This window comes from Kitasatospora sp. NPDC057940 (assembly GCF_042887425.1).
Taxonomy (GTDB): domain Bacteria; phylum Actinomycetota; class Actinomycetes; order Streptomycetales; family Streptomycetaceae; genus Kitasatospora.
Window position 1 is genome coordinate 39,176 of sequence record NZ_JBHVPH010000018.1, and the last position, 16,089, is coordinate 55,264.

Sequence of the window (16,089 nt, forward strand, 5' to 3'; positions counted from 1 at the left end):
TGCCCCTTCCGGAGGTGTGGGCGGCGGTCAGACGGCGGCGTCGGAGCTCTGCCGCTCGACGGCCTCGTACAGGGCCTTGATGTTCGCGGTGCCGAAGGTGCCGGCGCCCTGGCGCTCGATCAGCTCCAGGAAGTACGTGCGCCGGGGGTGGGTGGAGCGCACGAAGATCTGGAACAGCTGGCCGCCGTGGTCCTGGTCGACGAGCACGTGCAGGTCGCGCAGGGTCTCCACCGGGATGGCCGTCTCGCCGAACCGCTCGGCCAGGGCGTCGAAGTAGGCGCCCGGGGTGCTCAGGAACTCCACGCCGTTGGCCCGGGCGGTCCGGACGGCGGTGGCGATGTCGCCGGTGCGGAAGGCCAGGTGCTGCACTCCGGCGCCGTCGTGGGAGGCCAGGAACTCGTCGATCTGGCCGGGCCGCCGGGTGGTGTCCGGCTCGATCAGGGTGAAGGTGACCTCGCCGGACGCGCTCTGCACCACGCTGGAGTCCATGGCCTGCCGGCCGACCTCGATGTACTCGCCGAAGATCCGGTGGAAGCCGAGCGCGGCCTCGCAGAACCGTACGGCGTCGGCGAGTTCGCCGGCCGGGACGCAGATCGCGACGTGGTCCAGGGCGTCCAGCAGGCCCGGCTCGTCGGCGGGTTCGGCCGGCCGCGGCGGCACGAACCTCAGCGCGGTGTCGCCGAAGCCGGCGATCAGCCCGCCGGCCCGGTCCAGCACGCGGGCGCCGTGCCGCTCGGCGCGCTCCAGCGCGGCCTGCGGGTCGGTGCAGGCGAGGGCGAGGGCGGCGACGCCGTCCCCGTGCCGGGCGACGAAGCCGGCCACCGGGTGGTCGGGGTCGGCGGCGGAGGCCAGGTGCATCCGGATCGAGCCCTGGCGCAGCCGGATGGTGCGGGCGCCGTCCGGTGCGGTCTCCGGGGCGTCGGCGGTGAAGTCGAAGTCGGCGCAGAGCCCGGCCGCGGTCTTGTCGGCGTCCGCGCAGTGGAACTCGACGTGGGTGATGGACTGGATGGACAACGGGATCTCCCCCGGAGGGATGGAAGGGCGTGGATCGGCGCGCTACTTGGCGGCCCGGGTGGACGCCGGGCCGAGGATCAGGCTGAGGTTGTGGCCGCCGAAGGCGAAGGCGTTGCTCAGCGCGGCGCGCACCGGTGCGGACCGGGCCCCGCCCCGGACGTGGTCCAGGTCGCAGGCCGGGTCGGGGTCGGTCAGGTTGAGTGTCGGCGGCAGCGTCCCCCTCGCCACCGCCAGGGCGGTCACCGCCGCCTCCAACGCGCCTGCGGCGCCGAGGAGATGGCCGGTGGCACCCTTGGTGGAGCTGACCGCGGGCGGGTGCGCGCCGAAGACGGCGCGCAGGGCGGCGGTCTCGGCCACGTCACCGAGCTTGGTGCCGGTGCCGTGGGCGTTCACGTAGTCGATGTCGCCCGGTGCCAGGCCCGCGTTGGCGAGCGCGGAGCGCATCGCGTCGGCGGCGCCGGAGCCGTCGGGGCGGGGCATGGTCGGGTGGTGGGCGTCGGTGGAGGCGCCCCAGCCGATGACGTCCGCGTACCCGGCGGCGCCGCGGGCGTCGGCGTGGTCGGCGCGTTCCAGGACGAGGACGGCGCTGCCCTCGCCGAGCACGAAGCCGTTGCGGCGGGTGTCGAAGGGCCGGCTGGCCTGCTCCGGATCCTCCCAACCCTGGGCGAGCGCACGGGCGTTGGTGAAGGCGGCGGCGATGGTCGGGTGCAGCGAGGACTCGGTGCCGCCGCACACCACCACGTCCGCGTCGCCGGAGCGGATCAGCCGCAGCCCCTCGGCGACGGCCTGGGCGCCGGCCGCGCAGGCCGTCACCACGGCCGAACTGTAGCCGCGGATGCCGTGCTTGATGGCGATCCGGGCGGTGGCCATGTTGGAGAGCATGCCCGGCAGCAGGTACGGGCTGACGCCGGGGCGGCCGCGCTCCAGCCGGCGGTGCGACTGCTGCTCGAAGGTCTCCAGTCCGCCGCCGCCGGTGGCCAGCACCACGGCGGTGCGGTGCGGGTCGGCGTCCCGGCCGACGACCAGGCCGGCGTCGGCGAGCGCGTCGTCGGCGGCGGCCAGGGCGAGCAGCACGAAGCGGTCCACGCAGCGGGTCTCGGTGGGCGGCAGCACCTCGCGGCCGTCGACGGCGGGGGCGATCCCGGCGGCGGGCAGCCAGCCGTGCGCGGCGTGGCCCTCTGGGACGGCGGTCAGCCCGGAGCGCCCGGCGTTGAGCGCGTCGAACACCTCGGCGGGCTTGCGGCCGAGCGGCGAGACCAGGCCGAGGCCGGTGACGACGGCGCCCTCGCGGCGGGTCATCGGGCACCGGCCGCGGCGTCGAGGTAGCGCTGGCGCAGCAGCACCTTGCGGACCTTGCCGGTGGGGCCGAGCGGGATGTCGTCCCCGGAGACGACCAGCACCTGGCGCACGGTCGCGGCGGCGGCCTCGTCCAGGGCGGCGATGACGTCCTTGGTCCGGTCGGCGGTCGGGTCGGCGTCGGCGGCGAGGATCAGCAGCACGTCGGTGACCACCCGCTCGCCGTCCCGTACGGCGACCACCGTGCAGTCCGCCACGTCCGGGCGGGCGGCGAGCACCCGCTCCTCCGACATGGCGGTGAACAGCCGCTTGCCGTCGCCGAGTTCGACCGAGTCGACGGCCCGGTCGACGTGGTAGTAGTAGCCCTCCTCGTCCCGGTACATCAGGTCGCCGGTGAGGAAGCGGCCGCGGATCCGGGTGCGGAAGGTGGTGGCCGAGTCGTTCCAGTAGCCGAGTGCCAGGGTCGGCGAGGAGGTGGCGAGTTCGCCGACCTCGCCGGGGCCGAGCGGCTCGCCGTCCGGGCCGACCACCTCGCAGTCGACGAAGGCGTGCGGGCGCCCGACGCAGCGCCCGTAGCGCTCGGTGCCGGGGCCGTGGGTGATGAAGAAGTGCGAGTGGCCCATCTCGGTGGAGCCCAGGCCGTCGACGAACAGCGAGCCCGGCGTCCGGGTGCGGCCCGCGCGGGTGACGGACTCCCGGCTGCCGGCGGCGATCAGGCGGCGGATGTGCACCTCGTGCGCGCAGTCGCCGGTGTTCCACCACAGGGCGACGGTGTCGAGGTCCCGGGCAGTGAGGTCGTGGTGGGCGAGTTCGGCCCAGGTGGCGGCGAAGCCGATCACCCCGGTGGGCCGCCACTGCTCGATGGCGTCCAGCACCCCGGCGCCGGACTGCCGTGACAGCACGGCGAGTTCGGTGTGCGAGCTGAGCGCCAGGTTGAGCGCGATCAGGGTGGCGGCGTGCGGCGCGGGCAGTGCGCTGAGCATCCGGTCCTGGCCCTGGGGGCGGGGCAGCCGCAGCCGGTGGCGGATCGCCGCGTACAGGCTCGCGTGCGAGTGGACGACGGCCTTGGGCATCCCGGTGGTGCCGGAGGAGTGGGTGATCGCCACCGGGTCTCCGGACCAGTGCCGGTACGGCTCGGGGGCGGCGTCCGGGTCGCCCGCGCCGAGGGTGGAGATCTCGGGCAGCAGCGGCGCGCCGGGGTCGTGGTCGGCCAGCGCGGCCAGGTGGGCCGGGTCGGCGAGGACGCCGACGGCGCCGAGGCGGGCGATGTAGCGGGCGGCCCGCTCGCCGTCCACGTTGGGGTTGAGGAGCGCGGGGATGGCGCCGAGCCGGGTCAGGGCGAGGAAGGCGAGCACGTGGTCGGCGGCGTCGCCGGCGAAGACCACCACCGGGTCGCGCCGGGTGATGCCGAGGGCGTGCAGGGCGGCGGCGCGGGCCCGGACGGCGCGGTCGAGCTCGCGCAGGGTGAGCGGCTGCCAGGCGGGGTGGTCGTCCACCGGGGTGTCGAAGGTCAGCAGCGGTTCGTCGAGGCCGAGGCCGAGTGCGAGCCGGGCGGTCAGGACGTTGCCGGCGCCCACGTCGGGGTCGTCCGCGATCAGGCTGCGGACACTGCGGATGGTCACGGGGTGGATCCCTCCCTCGGGGCCGGAGGCGGCCCGGGCGGCTGATCGGTTGGCGTGGGTCGGGCGGCCGCGCGGGCGGCGAACGGTGCTGGCGGGTGTCGGCGGGCTGTCGGCGGGTGCGACGGCGCCGGGGTGGGTGACGGGGCCGGGTGCTGGTCTGCCGGGTGCGGCTGCTTCAGTGGTCGGGCCTCGTCCGTGGGTACGGCCGGCGGTGGCCGGACGGTTCAGTCGGTGACCCGGCGGGTGGCCCGGCTGGTGACTCGGCCGGTGGCCCGGTCGGTCAACAGGACGTCAGCCGGTGACCAGGACGGCCACCGCGTGTCCGGTGGCCTCGCCCGGTCCGTCGTCGCCCGGTTCGGCGGCGATGACCAGCACCTGGTCGGCGTCGCCGTCCGCGAGGAGCAGCGCCGCGAGGTCGAGCGCGTCCGCGGGCACCTGCCCGGGGACGGCGTGGGCCGGGCTGATCGCCACGACGGGGCCGGTCAGGCCCCAGCGGGCGGCGATGTGCCCGAGGACGGCGTTGGGGTTGGACTGGAAGAACAGCAGGGGTGCGGGGCGCCTCCCGGGTTCGGCGCTCCGGTCGATGGCCCGCGCGGTGGCGCGGTCGCCGCCGGCGCTGGCCAGCAGCAGTGCGGTCCGCCCCGGGGCGGGCGGGGCGCCGTGGTGGGCGCGCAGGCAGCGGTCGGCGGTGTCGGCGACCAGCGGGTTGAAGCCGGAGGCGGCGAAGCCGGGCAGCGGTGGCGGCGGGCCGGCCAGGTCGGGGTCGGCCGAGCCGGGGTCGGGTCGGCGGGCCTCGGCGAGGACCCGCAGCCGGGCGGCGGCCGGCGCGGGTGCGGCGCCGAAGCTCGTGGCGTCGGGCGCTGTGTCGTCGGGTGCTGCGCCGTAGGGCGCTGTGGCGTCGGAGTCTGTGGCGTCGGTGGTCATGGTGTGGGTGCCGGGGTACGGGGTCGGCGCCGTCGGACGGCGGGCGGTGGCTGGTGGCCGGTCATGCGGGGGCCACCAGCAGGGCGGTGTTGGCGCCGCCGAAGGCGGAGTTGAGGCTGAGTGCGTAGCGGGGGCGGGCGGCGCGGGGGCCGTCCAGGACGAGGTCGAGGCCGATGTCCGGGTCCGGGCCGAGCCAGCCTGCGTTGACCGGGAGCAGTCCGGTGCCCAACGCGCCGATGGTGACGGCGAGTTCGAGCAGAGCGGAGGCCTCCAGGGCGTGCCCGTGGACGGATTTGCTGGAGCTGACCGGGAGTTCGGCGGTGTGCGCGCCGAAGACCCGGCGCAGCGCGCTCGCCTCGGCCTGGTCGGCGAGGGTGGAGCCGGTGCCGTTGGCGTTGACGTAGCCGACCTCGGCCGGGGCGACGCCGGCGCGGGTGAGCGCGGCCTCGACGGCCCGGGCGACTCCGGCGCCGTCCGGTTCGGGGCGGCACACGTGGTGGGCGTCCCCGGCCCGGCCCCAGCCGGCCAGCCGGGCGAGGGCGGTGGCGCCGCGCCGTTCGGCGGCCGGGGCGGCCTCGACCAGTACGGCCGCGGCCGCGTCGCCGAGCAGGGTGCCCGTGCGGCCGGTGCTGAACGGGCGCAGCTCGCCGTCCCGGGCCAGCGCGCGGCCGGCGTCGAAGACGGCGAACACGCCCGGCTCGACCAGGTGCCCGGCCGCGACCAGGACCCGTTCGTGCCGCCCGGCGGCGACCAGCGCCGCGGCGTCCGCGACGGCGGTCGCGGCTGCCACGCAGGCGCCGGTGTACACCCGGGTCACGCCCGCGGTGCCCCAGGCGGCGCGGACGCCGGCGGCCACCGCGTCGGCGGTGCCCCTGGTCCGTTCGTCGCTGTGCAGGGCGAGCAGGACGGGCGTGTCCGCGCCGTCGGCGGCGGTCAGTCCGGCCTGGCGGCAGGCCTGGCCGACGGCGTCGAGCACCGCGCGGGCCAGCGGGAAGGTGTGTGCGAGCGGCACGTCGTCGGGCAGCAGGGCGGCCCGGGTGGTGCGGCGGGCGCTCACGTCGAAGCGGGTGACGGGGCCGAAGGCGGTCTTGCCGTGGGCGGCGGCCTCGGTCAGCGGGCCGAGTCCGCGCCCGGCGGCGCTGAGCACGCCGAGCCCGGTGACCACCGGCCGGCCGCGCGGCCGGTGCGCGGAGGGCGCGCCGGTGGTCATGGCCGGGCGCCCACACGGTCGGCCAGGACGGCCGAGCGCAGCAGTTCGGTGGCGTCGTCGACCGTCCGGACGGCGCCGAAGCGGTCGTCGTCGAGGTCCACCTGGATGCCGTAGCGCTGCTCGAACTCGGCTATGAGCCAGGTGAGTTCGAGCGATCCGAGGTCGTCCGGCACGGTGTCGGCGGCGCGCTGCCCGAACGCCGCCAGCATCGCGCGGACCTCGGCCCGGTCGGGGAGGGCGGAGCCGCTCACGCCGGGCTACCGGCGGTGGCCGTGGCGGCGGTGGTGCCGGCGGCGATCCGCTTGACGACGTCGGCGGTGAACTCGTCGAGCGTCATCAGCGCGGTGGTCTCCATCTCGTCGAGGTCGAACTTGATCCCGAACTCGTCCTCGACCTGCACCGACAGCTCGGCCAGCGCGAGCGATTCGAGGTCCAGCCCGGCCGGGCCGAGGTCGGTGTCCCCGGTGACCTCGGAGACGTCGTACTGCATCTCGGTGAGCGAGGCGAGGACGAACTCGCGGACGCGGTCCTGCATGGTGTGGCTCCTTGTCGGGGTGCGTGCGGTGGATCAGAGCGCGGCGGCCGTGGCGGTGGTGCGCAGGGCGGCCGGGTCGCGCAGGAGTTTTCCGGTGGCGGTACGGGGGAGTCGGGGCAGCAGGGCGAGTCGGCGCGGCCGCTTGTAGGCGGCGAGCCGGTGGGCCAGACCGTCCTGGACGAGGGCGAGGTCGGCGTCGGGTTCGGTGGCGAGGTAGGCCTCGATCGCGCCGTCCTCGAAGACCACGACGGCCTCGCGGACCTCGGGCAGCGCGGTGAGCGTCTGCTCGACCTCGGTGAGGTCGACCTTGAGGCCGCCGATCGAGACCTGGGAGTCCAGGCGGCCGAGGACGGTGACCAGGCCGCTGTCCGGGTCGAGTTCGGCCGCGTCGCGGGTGTGCAGCCAGCCGTCCGACCAGCGGTTCGGGTCGTCCAGCCCCGGGTAGGGCGAGGACTCCGCGCCGATCCGCAGCTCGCCCGCGACCAGCCGCAGCCGCATCCCGTGGACGGGCTGCTTGGCCGGGTGGAGCGTGCCGGACAGGTCGGTGGCGATGACCCCGGTCTCGGTCATCCCGTACATGGTGCCGAGCGGAACGCCGTAGCGGTCGGCGAACAGCGCGGGCAGGCCCGGTCGGACCAGTTCGCCGGCCACGATCATCCGCCGCAGCCCCGGCAGTGCCGGGGGAGTGACGGCGCCGGCCAGCAGTTCGGCGTGGAAGGGCACTCCGATGACGGTGGTCGGCCGGTCGCCGGCGGCGACCGCGGCGAGGATGCCCGCCGCCGTCATCCGCTCGGGCACGGTGAGCGCGACCCGGGCGTGCAGGCTGTTGAGCAGTCCGCCGACCAGGCCGAGCACGTGCACCACGGAGGACAGCAGGACGACCCGCTCGCCCTCGCCGGGGAACTCCACCAGCCTGTGGTAGCAGTCGAGTTCGCGGAGCAGGTCGGAGGCCGTGCGGGCGATGACCTTGGCCGGGCCGGTGGACCCGGAGCTGAGCTGGATCAGCGCGTGCCCGGTGCCGGCCGGGCGGCCTTCCGGCAGCCGGACGGCCACCGGCTCGACCTCGGAGAAGCCGCGCAGGGCCGCCGCAGGCCGGTGGGCGGAGCCTACCAGGACCTGCGGGGCCAGCCGCGCCACCGCCGCGTCGACCTCGTGGTCCGTCAACCGGTGGTCGAGCAGCGCCACTTGGGCACCGAGCCGCCAGCACGCCAGCAGCACCGTGACGAACGCCACCGAGGGCGGCAGCCGGAGCGCGGCGGTGCCGCCGGGGCCGAGTCCGGCCGCGGCGAGGTGCGCGGCCTGTTCGTCGACCAGGGCGCGCAGGGCGTCCCGGTCGAGTGGTCCGCCGAGATGCAGGCACTCCTCGCCTCCGGGACCGGCCAGCAACAGCCGGTCGACCCAGGCGTCCGGGGCGTCGGCGTGCGGCGGTGAGGAAGGCGGAAGTGAAGAGGGGGAAATGCCGGTCAACACCGCTCCACACAAGTGAGGGGATTTGACATGAACGCCGTTCACAACCAAAACGGTCAATTCCGTTGCCAGACGATTGCACAGACGTTTGGTCAAATCAAGGTCTATACCAATGTGGTTGTTGCTCCTACGCTGCCGAACCGGGGCTGGTCCACGCGTGGCCGCCCGGAATCGAGGACGCCCGTGGGAGAACTCACGCTGGCCGGGATGGAGCGTGCCGCGCGCGCGCAACTTTCCCCGGAAATATGGGACTTCATCGAGGGTGGCAGCGGCACGGAACGCACCGTGGCGGCGAACCGGGAAATGTTCGCGCGCTATGCACTGCGCCCGCGCACGATGGTCGACGTCTCCGACTGCTCGCCCGGGCGCACGCTGCTCGGCGCGCCGCTCGGCCTGCCGGTCGGCATCGCCCCGATGGCCTACCACCGGCTGGTCGACCCGGAGGGCGAGACCGCCACCGCGCGCGCCGCCGGCCGCGCCGGGGCCCTGCTGGTCGCCGGCATGTTCGCCAGCCGCACCCTGGAGGAGATCGCGGCCGCCGCCACCGGCCCGCTCTGGCTCCAGCTGTACTGGCTGCGCGAACGCGCCGCGCTCGCCGCGCTGGTCGAACGCGCCGAGGCGGCCGGCTACCGCGCGCTCGTCCTGACCGTGGACGCCCCCAGGATCGGCCGCCGCCTGCGCGACCTGCGCAACGGCTTCGCGATCCCGCCCGCCGTCCGGGCCGTCAACCTGGACCAGGACCTGATGTCCGCCAGCCACCGCGCTACGGACGGCGGTTCGGGCATCGCCGAGCACGCCCGCGAACAGTTCGACCCCACCCTGACCTGGGCCGACCTCGACTGGCTGCGCGCCCGCACCCGGCTGCCGCTGGTCCTCAAGGGCATCCTGACCGCCGAGGACGCCCGGCTCGCCGCCGAGCACGGCGCCGACGCCGTCGTGGTCTCCAACCACGGCGGGCGGCAACTCGACGGCGCACTGCCCTCCCTGGCCGCACTGCCCGAGGTCGTCGACGCCGTACCCGCCGACCTGCCCGTGCTGCTCGACGGCGGGGTGCGCACCGGCGCCGACATCGCCGTCGCGCTCGCCCTCGGCGCCCGCGCCGTCCTGGTCGGCCGTCCGGTGTTCTGGGGCCTCGCCACCGAGGGCGAGGCCGGCGTGCACCGCGTCCTCGACCTGCTGCGCGACGAACTGGAGCACACCATGGCCCTGTTGGGCCGCCCCCGGCTCGCCGACCTGGACCGCACGGCCCTCGCCCCCTGGCCCTGCCCGGTCGGCTGAACCGCGCACCGCCCGCGCCACGTTGTCCGTAATGGATGGAGAACAGCAGATGACCGAACCGACCCCCGAGACCGAACGCAACGACCCCTTCCCCGGATGGGACTGGGACGACCCTGACGGCCTCGCCACCCGCCTGGACGCCTTCAGCGAGCAGGTCGCCACCTGCGACACGCTCGAAGCGCACCCCGGCGGGCTGCCCCGCGACCACGCCGGATTCCGCGAACTCGGCCTCACCGGAATCGAGTTCGCCGCCTTCCGGACCGCCCACCCGGAAGGACTCGGCACCGACCTCACCGCCCTGCGCAGCCCCGGCGCCGCCACCGAACCCGGCACCCTCTACCGGGTCGACGGCGACCGCTGGTTCACCCAGCTCGACATCGGCCGCCCGCTGCCCTTCGCCGACGCCAGCGTCGACTGGGTCTACGCCGAGCACCTGATCGAGCACGTCACCATGCCGGTCGCGGTCGGCTGGCTGCGTGAGGTGCGCCGCGTCCTGCGCCCCGGCGGCGTGCTGCGCCTCACCACCCCGGACCTCGCCCGCTACCTGGTCGGCTACGCCAACGGGGACGGCTTCCTCGCCAAGCACCGCCGCCGCCTCACCACCCTCGGTTTCGGCCCGCCGATGCCCGCCCGCCCGGCCTTCCTGGTCAACCAGATCTTCCGCCACTTCGGGCACCAGTGGATCTACGACCTGGACGAGCTGCGCCACGTCCTCACCCTCGCCGGCTTCGAACCCGAGCGGATCCGCCACTGCGCCTACCGCCAGGGCGCCCGCCCCGACGTCGCCGACCTCGACACCGCGTTCCGCACCGACGAGACCGTCTACGTCGAAGCCGACCGCTAGGCCCTCGGGTCCTTCGTCCCATAGACCCTGGACCCTGGACCCTGAGAGTCCGCCCGCCGACGCCTCCGCACCGGATCTGTACCGAACGGGACCACCCATGCCCCTGCACCCCCAGGCCGAGGCGCTGCGCGCCCGGCGCGCGAGCAGCGGTGCGCCGCCGCTCTACACCCTCACCCTGGCCGAGGCCCGCGCCGCCGACCTCGCCGACATCCGCGCCGCGGCCGGGAGCCCCGAGCCGGTCGCCGCCGTCGAGGAGCACCGCATCCCCGGCCCGGGCGGCGAACTCGCCCTGCGGCTCTACCGCCCCGAGCCGCCCGGCCGTCAACTACCGGCCCTGCTCTACCTGTTCGGTGGCGGGTGGGCCCTCGGCTCGCCGGACACCAGCGACGCGGTCTGCCGCCGGCTGACCAACGCGGCCGGCTGCGTCACCGCCTCCGTCGGCTACCGGCTCGCCCCCGAACACCCCTTCCCCGCGGCCGTCCAGGACTGCCGCGCCGCGCTGTACTGGCTCGCCGAACACGCCGGCGAACTCGGCGTCGACCCGGGCCGGCTCGCCGTCGGCGGCGACAGCGCCGGCGGCAACCTCACCGCCGCCCTCACCCTGATCGCCCGCGACGAGAACGGCCCGGCCCTGCGCCACCAGCTGCTCGTCTACCCCAACACCGACCACGCCGCCGACACCCCCTCGCTGCGCGAGCACGACGACCCGATGCTCTTCAACCGCCGCTCGGTGGCCTGGTACTGGGGCCACTACCTGGCCGACCCCGCCGACGGCGCCCACCCGCACGCCTCCCCGCTGCGCGCCCCCGACCTGGCCGGACTGCCGCCCGCGACCGTCATCACCGCCGAGTACGACCCGCTGCGCGACGAGGGCGAGCAGTACGCCGAGGCGCTGCGCGCGGCCGGCGTCCCGGTGGAGAGCCGCCGCTACGCGGGCATGCCGCACGGCTTCTTCGCCATGACCGGCACCCTGGACGCGGCCGCCGACGCCCAGCGCTACGCCGCCGAGCGGCTGCGCGAGGCCCTGCGGTGAGCGCGCCCGAGCCGCTGCCCCTGGCCGACCTGCACGCCAGCCTCGCCGACCCGCTGCTGGACGCGATGACCTTCCTCAACGAGGTCACCACCCGCTACCCCGACGCCGTCTCCTTCGCCCCCGGCCGCCCCTACGAGGGCTTCTTCGAACCCGAGGACGTCCCCGCCTACCTGGACACCTACCTCGCCCACCTGGCGGCCCGCGGCCTCGACCGGGACGCCATGCGCACCGCGCTGTTCCAGTACGGCCCCACCAAGGGGATCATCGCCGACCTGGTCGCCCGCACCCTCGCCAACGACGAGGGCCTGACGGTGGCGCCCGAGGCCCTGGTGCTGACGGTCGGCGCCCAGGAGGGAATGCTGCTGACCCTGCGCGCGCTGTGCGCCGGCCCGGACGACGTCCTGCTGGTCAGCTCGCCCTGCTACGTCGGCGTCACCGGCGCCGCCCGGCTGCTCGACCTGACCACCCTCCCCGTCCCCGAGGGCCCGGCCGGCGGCCCCGACCCGGAGGCCGTGCGCGCCGCCGCCCGGGCGGTGCGGGCCGAGGGCCGCCGCCCGCGCGCCCTCTACGTCGTCCCGGACTTCGCCAACCCCTCGGGCACCAGCATGCCCGTCGAGGCCCGCACCCGGCTGCTGGAGGCGGCCGCCGAGGAGGGCCTGCTCGTCATCGAGGACAACCCGTACGGCTTCTTCGCCCGCGACCCGGGGGAGCGGCCGACGCTCAAGGCGCTCGACCGCCGCCGCCAGGTGGTCTACCTGGGCTCCTTCGCCAAGACCTGCTTCCCCGGCGCCCGCCTCGGCTACGTCGTGGCCGACCAGGAGGTGGCCGGCCCCGGCGGGCGGCGCACCCTGCTGGCGGACGAACTGGCCAAGCTGAAGAGCATGACGACGGTCAACACGCCCGCGCTCAGCCAGGCCGTCATCGGCGGCATGCTGCTGCGCCACGACTGCCGGCTGCGCGCCGCCAACGCCGCCGCCACGGCCCACTACGCGGCCGGTATGGACACCCTGCTGCGGGAGCTGGACCGGCACTTCCCGGCCTCCGAACGGCGCCGTTCGGGCGTGTCCTGGAACCGGCCCGAGGGCGGCTTCTTCGCCGTGCTGACCGTCCCGTTCGCCGCCGACGACGCGGCGATGGAGCGCTGCGCCCGCGGGTACGGGGTGCTGTGGACGCCGATGGCACCGTTCTACCCGGCGGGCGGCGGGGAGCACCGGCTGCGGCTCTCGATCAGCTCACTGACGCAGGCTCAGATCATCGACGGCGTGGCCAAGTTGGCGGCGTTCATCGCCTCCTGAGCGGCAGTTGCGAACAGCAGGAGGGGCCCGGCTCGTGAGCCGGGCCCCTCCTCGTGCATGTGCCTCGTTCTCGTGCGTCGTGTCTCAGCGCACCCGGGTGGAGAACAGCCGGGCCGACCAGTACACCGACAGCACGGTCATCACCACGACGACCAGCAGGCCCTGCCACACCGCACTGTCCCCGAGGTGGCCGGAGAACAGCGCGCGCATGCCCTCCACCGCCCAGTAGAAGGGGTTCCACTTGGCGGTCTGCTGCAGCCAGTGCGGAGCCAGGGTGAGCGGCAGCAGCACCCCCGAGAGCAGCGCGATCGGCTGCGCGATGGTGTTCACCACCGGTGCCATCGCCGCGTCCGTCGGCACCATCAGCGCGATGCCGTAGGAGATCGCCGAGGTCATCAGCGCCAGCAGCCCGAGCAGCAGGTAGGCGAGCAGCAGGTTCAGCGGGCTCACCCGCAGCCCGAACGGCAGCGCGATCAGGGTGATCAGGACGGCCTGCACCAGCAGCGCCACCATCTCCCGCAGCGCCCGCCCGAGCAGCAGCGCCAGCCGGCTCACCGGCGTCACCCGGGAGCGCTCGATGATGCCGGCCCTCAGCTCGCCGAGCAGGCTGAAGCCGGTGAACAGCCCGCCGAAGATGCACAGCACCGCCAGCAGGCCCGGCACGTACATCTGGTAGGTGTCGGCGTAGCTGCCGGCACCGTTGGGGACGATCAGCGTCTTCAGCAGCGGGGCGAACAGCAGCAGGTAGAACACGGGCTGGATGATCCCGACGGCGATCCAGATCGGGGTGCGGATCATCAGCAGCACCTGGCGCTGGAAGACCAGCCAGGTGTCGCGGGCGAGCTTCATGGTTTCCCCAGGAGTGGGCGGATCAGGACTGCTGGAGCGAACGGCCGGTGCGGGCCAGGAACACGTCGTCCAGGCTGGGGCGTTGGAGCTGGACGGTGCCGGGTGTCACGCCCGCCCCGTCCAGCGCGCGCAGCAGCTGCGGGATGGCCGCCGCGCCGTCCTCCAGGTAGAGCCGCAGTCCGGCCTCCCCGCTGAACTCCAGCCGGTGCAGGTAGGGCTGCGGGCGCAGCACCTCGGCGGCCCGCTCGGCGACGCCCTCTCCGGGCTCCAGTTCGAGCAGCACGACGTCACCGGAGATCTCGCGCTTGAGCGCCTCGGGCGTGCCCTCGGCCACCACCTGGCCGTGGTCGACGATCGCGACCCGGTCGCACAGGGCGTCGGCCTCGTCGAGGTAGTGCGTGGTGACGACGACGGTCATGCCCTCGGTGCGCAGCCGGCGGATCTCCTCCCACACGTACGCCCGGCTGGCCGGGTCCAGCCCGACCGTGGGCTCGTCCAGGAACAGCACCCGGGGCTCGTGGATGACGCCGAGTGCGATGTCCACCCGGCGGCGCTGGCCGCCGGAGTAGGTGGCGCACGGGCGGTCGCCGAACTCGGCCAGGTCGAAGGCCTTGAGCGCGCCCTCGGCGGCCTGGACGGCCTGCGCCTTGGCGGCGCCGTACATCCGGGCCTGGAGCACCAGCTCCTCGCGGGCGCTGACGGTGTCGGTGGTGCCGCCGCCCTGGGCGACGTAGCCGATCCGGCGGCGTACACCGGCCGGGTCGGTGAAGAGGTCGGCCCCGGCGATGCTGGCCTGACCGCCGTCCGGGCGGATCAGGGTGGCCAGCATGCGCAGGGTGGTGGTCTTCCCGGCGCCGTTGGGCCCGAGGAAACCGTAGATCTCGCCCGCGTCGACGGACAGGTCGATGCCGCGCACAGCGTCGACGGTGGGGTTCTCGCCGCTCTTGCGGGAGGTCTTCTTGCGGTAGGACTTGCGCAGTCCCGTGGTCTCGATCAACCGGAACTCCCGTGCTGGGATGGGCTGCCACGGCACCTGGGAAGGCGGTGCTCGGCACCTGCGAAGGCGGTGCTGGGCGCCACCCTAGGCCGAACTCCGGCCCGGAGACAATGGCCTAGACCAATGGACGTCGATCTTCCGGTCTGCTACAGGATCCCCGGCAGCGGCTGCCGGAAGTCCTGCCCGGCTCGGGCCGCCAGGGCCTCCAGCCGATCCGCGGCCGTGGCCGCCCCGCCGCCCGCGCGCAGCGCCTCGCCGACCCGAACCGCGCCGCGCCGGTAGTCGGCCGTGTCCAGGACGGTCCGCAGGGCCTGCGCCAGCCGCTCCGGCGTCACCCGGGCGAACGGCACCCGCAGCCCCGCCCCGGCCGCCGCCACCTGCGCCGCGACGAAGGGCTGGTCGTGCCGGATCGGTGCGGTGACCAGCGGCAGGCCGTGCGTCAGGGCCTCGCCGACGGTGTTCATCCCGCCGTGGCACAGCACCGCGTCCAGCGCGCCGCGCGCCATCAGCTCCAGCACCGGCGCCCGGTCCACCGCGAGGGCCTGCGGCGGCAGTTCGGGCAGCAGCTCGCGCGGGGCGGCGAACACCGGCTGCACGTCGCCGCCGCACAGCTCCAGCGCCCGGGCGGCCCGCGCGTGGAAGTCCGCGCCCAGCTCCCCGGCCAGCGTGCCCATGCTGACCAGCACCCGCCGGCGCCCGGGCAGCAGCCGCTCCCACGGGAAGTCCGGATCGGCCGGCCGGACGGAGTGGACCGGCCCGACCAGCGCGTGGTGCGGGGGCGGCGCGTCGTCACCGGTCAGCGCGGGGCCGGTGGTCGCCAGCACCAGGGCGGGGGAGAAACGCGGGTCCACGTACTCCTGCGCGGGCAGCCGGGCGCGCTCCCACAACCCGCGCAGCAGGCCGGTCATCCAGGCTTCCACCTGCGGCAGTGCCCGGTACGGGCGGCCCAGTTCCATCGCCCCCGGCGCGAAGCTCGCCCACGGCAGGCCGTGCCGGTGGGCGGCCAGCGCGCCCGCCGGGGTGTGCTGGTCGACGAGCAGGACGTCCGGACGGAACTCCCGCACGATCGCGTCCAGCGGCTTCGCGGTGAACCGCGCGTACGGGACGATGAAGCCCTCCCAGAGCGAACGCAGCGCGGCGAGCCCGTGCCCGCCCTGCGCCCGGAACGCCCGGGTGCCGGTGCCGAGCACCTGCGCCTGGGGGCCGAGCAGCGGGCGCAGCACCGACTCGGTGCCGGTCCAGGCGACGTCGTGTCCGCGCGCGGTCAACTCGGCGGCGATGCCCGCCGCGGGATTGACGTGCCCGGTCAACGGGGGCATCACCAGCAGGAACCGGGTCATCGCGAACCCTCCTCGGGGATCAGTTTCTGCAGGTCGGCGACGGTCAGCGCTTCCAGGGCGGCCAGGTCCAGCCCGGCGCGCAGCCGGGCCAGGTCGGCCGCCGGGCCGAAGCGTTCGCGCAGGTGCCCGGCGAGCGCGGCCAGTTCGCCCTCGTCGAGCAGCAGGTCGCCGTCCAGCCGGGCGTCCGGGGTCAGCCGGTCGGCCCAGCCGGGCGGCGCCCCGGCGGCCTCGACCAGCAGCGCGACCAGCTCGGGGTGCAACGGCGCGACGGGGTGGTGTGGTTCACGGTCGGACGACGTGTGAGAAATGGCATCGGACATCGAAGGGGTCTCCCACCTGTTCGACGGCGCGGGGGTGAACGCGTCGGCCCCGCAGGCGGATTCGG

The 16,089-nt window shown here is 75.1% G+C and carries 16 protein-coding genes; 4 read left to right on the forward strand and 12 right to left on the reverse strand.

The window, feature by feature from the left end; translation table 11 throughout:
* Nucleotides 1-27 precede the first annotated feature (27 nt).
* The 8 genes from hppD to ACFVTF_RS24985 all read right to left on the reverse strand — a co-directional run bounded on the left by hppD (nt 28) and on the right by ACFVTF_RS24985 (nt 8,071).
* On the reverse strand, nt 28-1,014 hold the full coding sequence (gene hppD, locus ACFVTF_RS24950) for a 4-hydroxyphenylpyruvate dioxygenase (protein ID WP_387816620.1): 987 nt from the start codon (nt 1,012-1,014) through the stop codon (nt 28-30).
* A gap of 42 nt (nt 1,015-1,056) precedes the next feature.
* Nucleotides 1,057-2,313 (reverse strand): beta-ketoacyl-[acyl-carrier-protein] synthase family protein, encoded by a 1,257-nt coding sequence (locus tag ACFVTF_RS24955; protein WP_363617211.1) that lies wholly within the window; start codon nt 2,311-2,313, stop codon nt 1,057-1,059.
* The gene (locus ACFVTF_RS24960; RefSeq protein ID WP_371522239.1) at nt 2,310-3,932 is read right to left on the reverse strand and encodes a class I adenylate-forming enzyme family protein; all 1,623 of its coding nucleotides are present in this window, start codon (nt 3,930-3,932) and stop codon (nt 2,310-2,312) included. Before ACFVTF_RS24960 ends, ACFVTF_RS24955 begins: the two co-directional genes overlap by 4 nt.
* A gap of 291 nt (nt 3,933-4,223) precedes the next feature.
* Complete coding sequence (locus ACFVTF_RS24965; protein WP_387816623.1) at nt 4,224-4,856, reverse strand: hypothetical protein; 633 nt, start codon at nt 4,854-4,856, stop codon at nt 4,224-4,226.
* Nucleotides 4,857-4,917: 61 nt separating this feature from the next.
* Nucleotides 4,918-6,066, reverse strand: a complete 1,149-nt coding sequence (locus tag ACFVTF_RS24970) for a beta-ketoacyl synthase N-terminal-like domain-containing protein (protein ID WP_387816624.1) — start codon at nt 6,064-6,066, stop codon at nt 4,918-4,920.
* The gene (locus ACFVTF_RS24975; protein WP_371522244.1) at nt 6,063-6,317 is read right to left on the reverse strand and encodes an acyl carrier protein; all 255 of its coding nucleotides are present in this window, start codon (nt 6,315-6,317) and stop codon (nt 6,063-6,065) included. Before ACFVTF_RS24975 ends, ACFVTF_RS24970 begins: the two co-directional genes overlap by 4 nt.
* Nucleotides 6,314-6,601 (reverse strand): phosphopantetheine-binding protein, encoded by a 288-nt coding sequence (locus tag ACFVTF_RS24980; RefSeq protein WP_387816626.1) that lies wholly within the window; start codon nt 6,599-6,601, stop codon nt 6,314-6,316. Before ACFVTF_RS24980 ends, ACFVTF_RS24975 begins: the two co-directional genes overlap by 4 nt.
* Nucleotides 6,602-6,634: 33 nt before the next feature.
* The gene (locus tag ACFVTF_RS24985) at nt 6,635-8,071 is read right to left on the reverse strand and encodes a class I adenylate-forming enzyme family protein (protein WP_387816628.1); all 1,437 of its coding nucleotides are present in this window, start codon (nt 8,069-8,071) and stop codon (nt 6,635-6,637) included.
* Nucleotides 8,072-8,251: 180 nt separating this feature from the next.
* On the opposite strand from ACFVTF_RS24985, the gene ACFVTF_RS24990 reads away from it, so the two are divergent.
* The 4 genes from ACFVTF_RS24990 (at nt 8,252) to ACFVTF_RS25005 (ending at nt 12,518) form a co-directional block, all read left to right on the forward strand.
* Nucleotides 8,252-9,346: an alpha-hydroxy acid oxidase gene (locus ACFVTF_RS24990; protein ID WP_387816630.1), complete on the forward strand. Its 1,095-nt coding sequence runs from the start codon at nt 8,252-8,254 to the stop codon at nt 9,344-9,346.
* Between the two features lie 49 nt (nt 9,347-9,395).
* Nucleotides 9,396-10,190, forward strand: a complete 795-nt coding sequence (locus ACFVTF_RS24995; RefSeq protein ID WP_387816632.1) for a class I SAM-dependent methyltransferase — start codon at nt 9,396-9,398, stop codon at nt 10,188-10,190.
* 97 nt (nt 10,191-10,287) lie between these two features.
* The gene (locus ACFVTF_RS25000) at nt 10,288-11,223 is read left to right on the forward strand and encodes an alpha/beta hydrolase (RefSeq protein ID WP_387816634.1); all 936 of its coding nucleotides are present in this window, start codon (nt 10,288-10,290) and stop codon (nt 11,221-11,223) included.
* Nucleotides 11,220-12,518, forward strand: coding sequence for a PLP-dependent aminotransferase family protein (locus ACFVTF_RS25005; RefSeq protein ID WP_387816636.1), 1,299 nt, complete (start codon nt 11,220-11,222; stop codon nt 12,516-12,518). The genes ACFVTF_RS25000 and ACFVTF_RS25005 overlap by 4 nt, the downstream gene beginning before the upstream one ends.
* Before the next feature lie 84 nt (nt 12,519-12,602).
* On the opposite strand, the gene ACFVTF_RS25010 is transcribed toward ACFVTF_RS25005, so the two are convergent.
* From ACFVTF_RS25010 to ACFVTF_RS25025, 4 genes are all read right to left on the reverse strand, one after another.
* Complete coding sequence (locus ACFVTF_RS25010; RefSeq protein ID WP_387816637.1) at nt 12,603-13,367, reverse strand: ABC transporter permease; 765 nt, start codon at nt 13,365-13,367, stop codon at nt 12,603-12,605.
* Nucleotides 13,368-13,389: 22 nt separating this feature from the next.
* Nucleotides 13,390-14,364: an ATP-binding cassette domain-containing protein gene (locus ACFVTF_RS25015; RefSeq protein WP_387816638.1), complete on the reverse strand. Its 975-nt coding sequence runs from the start codon at nt 14,362-14,364 to the stop codon at nt 13,390-13,392.
* A 146-nt stretch (nt 14,365-14,510) separates the two neighbouring features.
* Complete coding sequence (locus ACFVTF_RS25020; RefSeq protein ID WP_387816640.1) at nt 14,511-15,704, reverse strand: glycosyltransferase; 1,194 nt, start codon at nt 15,702-15,704, stop codon at nt 14,511-14,513.
* Nucleotides 15,701-16,024, reverse strand: a complete 324-nt coding sequence (locus tag ACFVTF_RS25025; RefSeq protein ID WP_387816642.1) for a hypothetical protein — start codon at nt 16,022-16,024, stop codon at nt 15,701-15,703. Before ACFVTF_RS25025 ends, ACFVTF_RS25020 begins: the two co-directional genes overlap by 4 nt.
* Between the last annotated feature and the right edge of the window lie 65 nt (nt 16,025-16,089).

Bases quoted from the DNA above. Each gene is read 5' to 3' on its own strand.
- ACFVTF_RS24955 (WP_363617211.1), bottom strand. From the start codon at position 2,313: ATGACCCGCCGCGAGGGCGCCGTCGTCACCGGCCTCGGCCTGGTCTCG.
- ACFVTF_RS24965 (WP_387816623.1), bottom strand. From the start codon at position 4,856: ATGACCACCGACGCCACAGACTCCGACGCCACAGCGCCCTACGGCGCA.
- ACFVTF_RS24970 (WP_387816624.1), bottom strand. From the start codon at position 6,066: ATGACCACCGGCGCGCCCTCCGCGCACCGGCCGCGCGGCCGGCCGGTG.
- ACFVTF_RS24980 (WP_387816626.1), bottom strand. From the start codon at position 6,601: ATGCAGGACCGCGTCCGCGAGTTCGTCCTCGCCTCGCTCACCGAGATG.
- ACFVTF_RS24995 (WP_387816632.1), top strand. From the start codon at position 9,396: ATGACCGAACCGACCCCCGAGACCGAACGCAACGACCCCTTCCCCGGA.
- ACFVTF_RS25000 (WP_387816634.1), top strand. From the start codon at position 10,288: ATGCCCCTGCACCCCCAGGCCGAGGCGCTGCGCGCCCGGCGCGCGAGC.
- ACFVTF_RS25010 (WP_387816637.1), bottom strand. From the start codon at position 13,367: ATGAAGCTCGCCCGCGACACCTGGCTGGTCTTCCAGCGCCAGGTGCTG.
- ACFVTF_RS25020 (WP_387816640.1), bottom strand. From the start codon at position 15,704: ATGACCCGGTTCCTGCTGGTGATGCCCCCGTTGACCGGGCACGTCAAT.
- ACFVTF_RS25025 (WP_387816642.1), bottom strand. From the start codon at position 16,024: ATGTCCGATGCCATTTCTCACACGTCGTCCGACCGTGAACCACACCAC.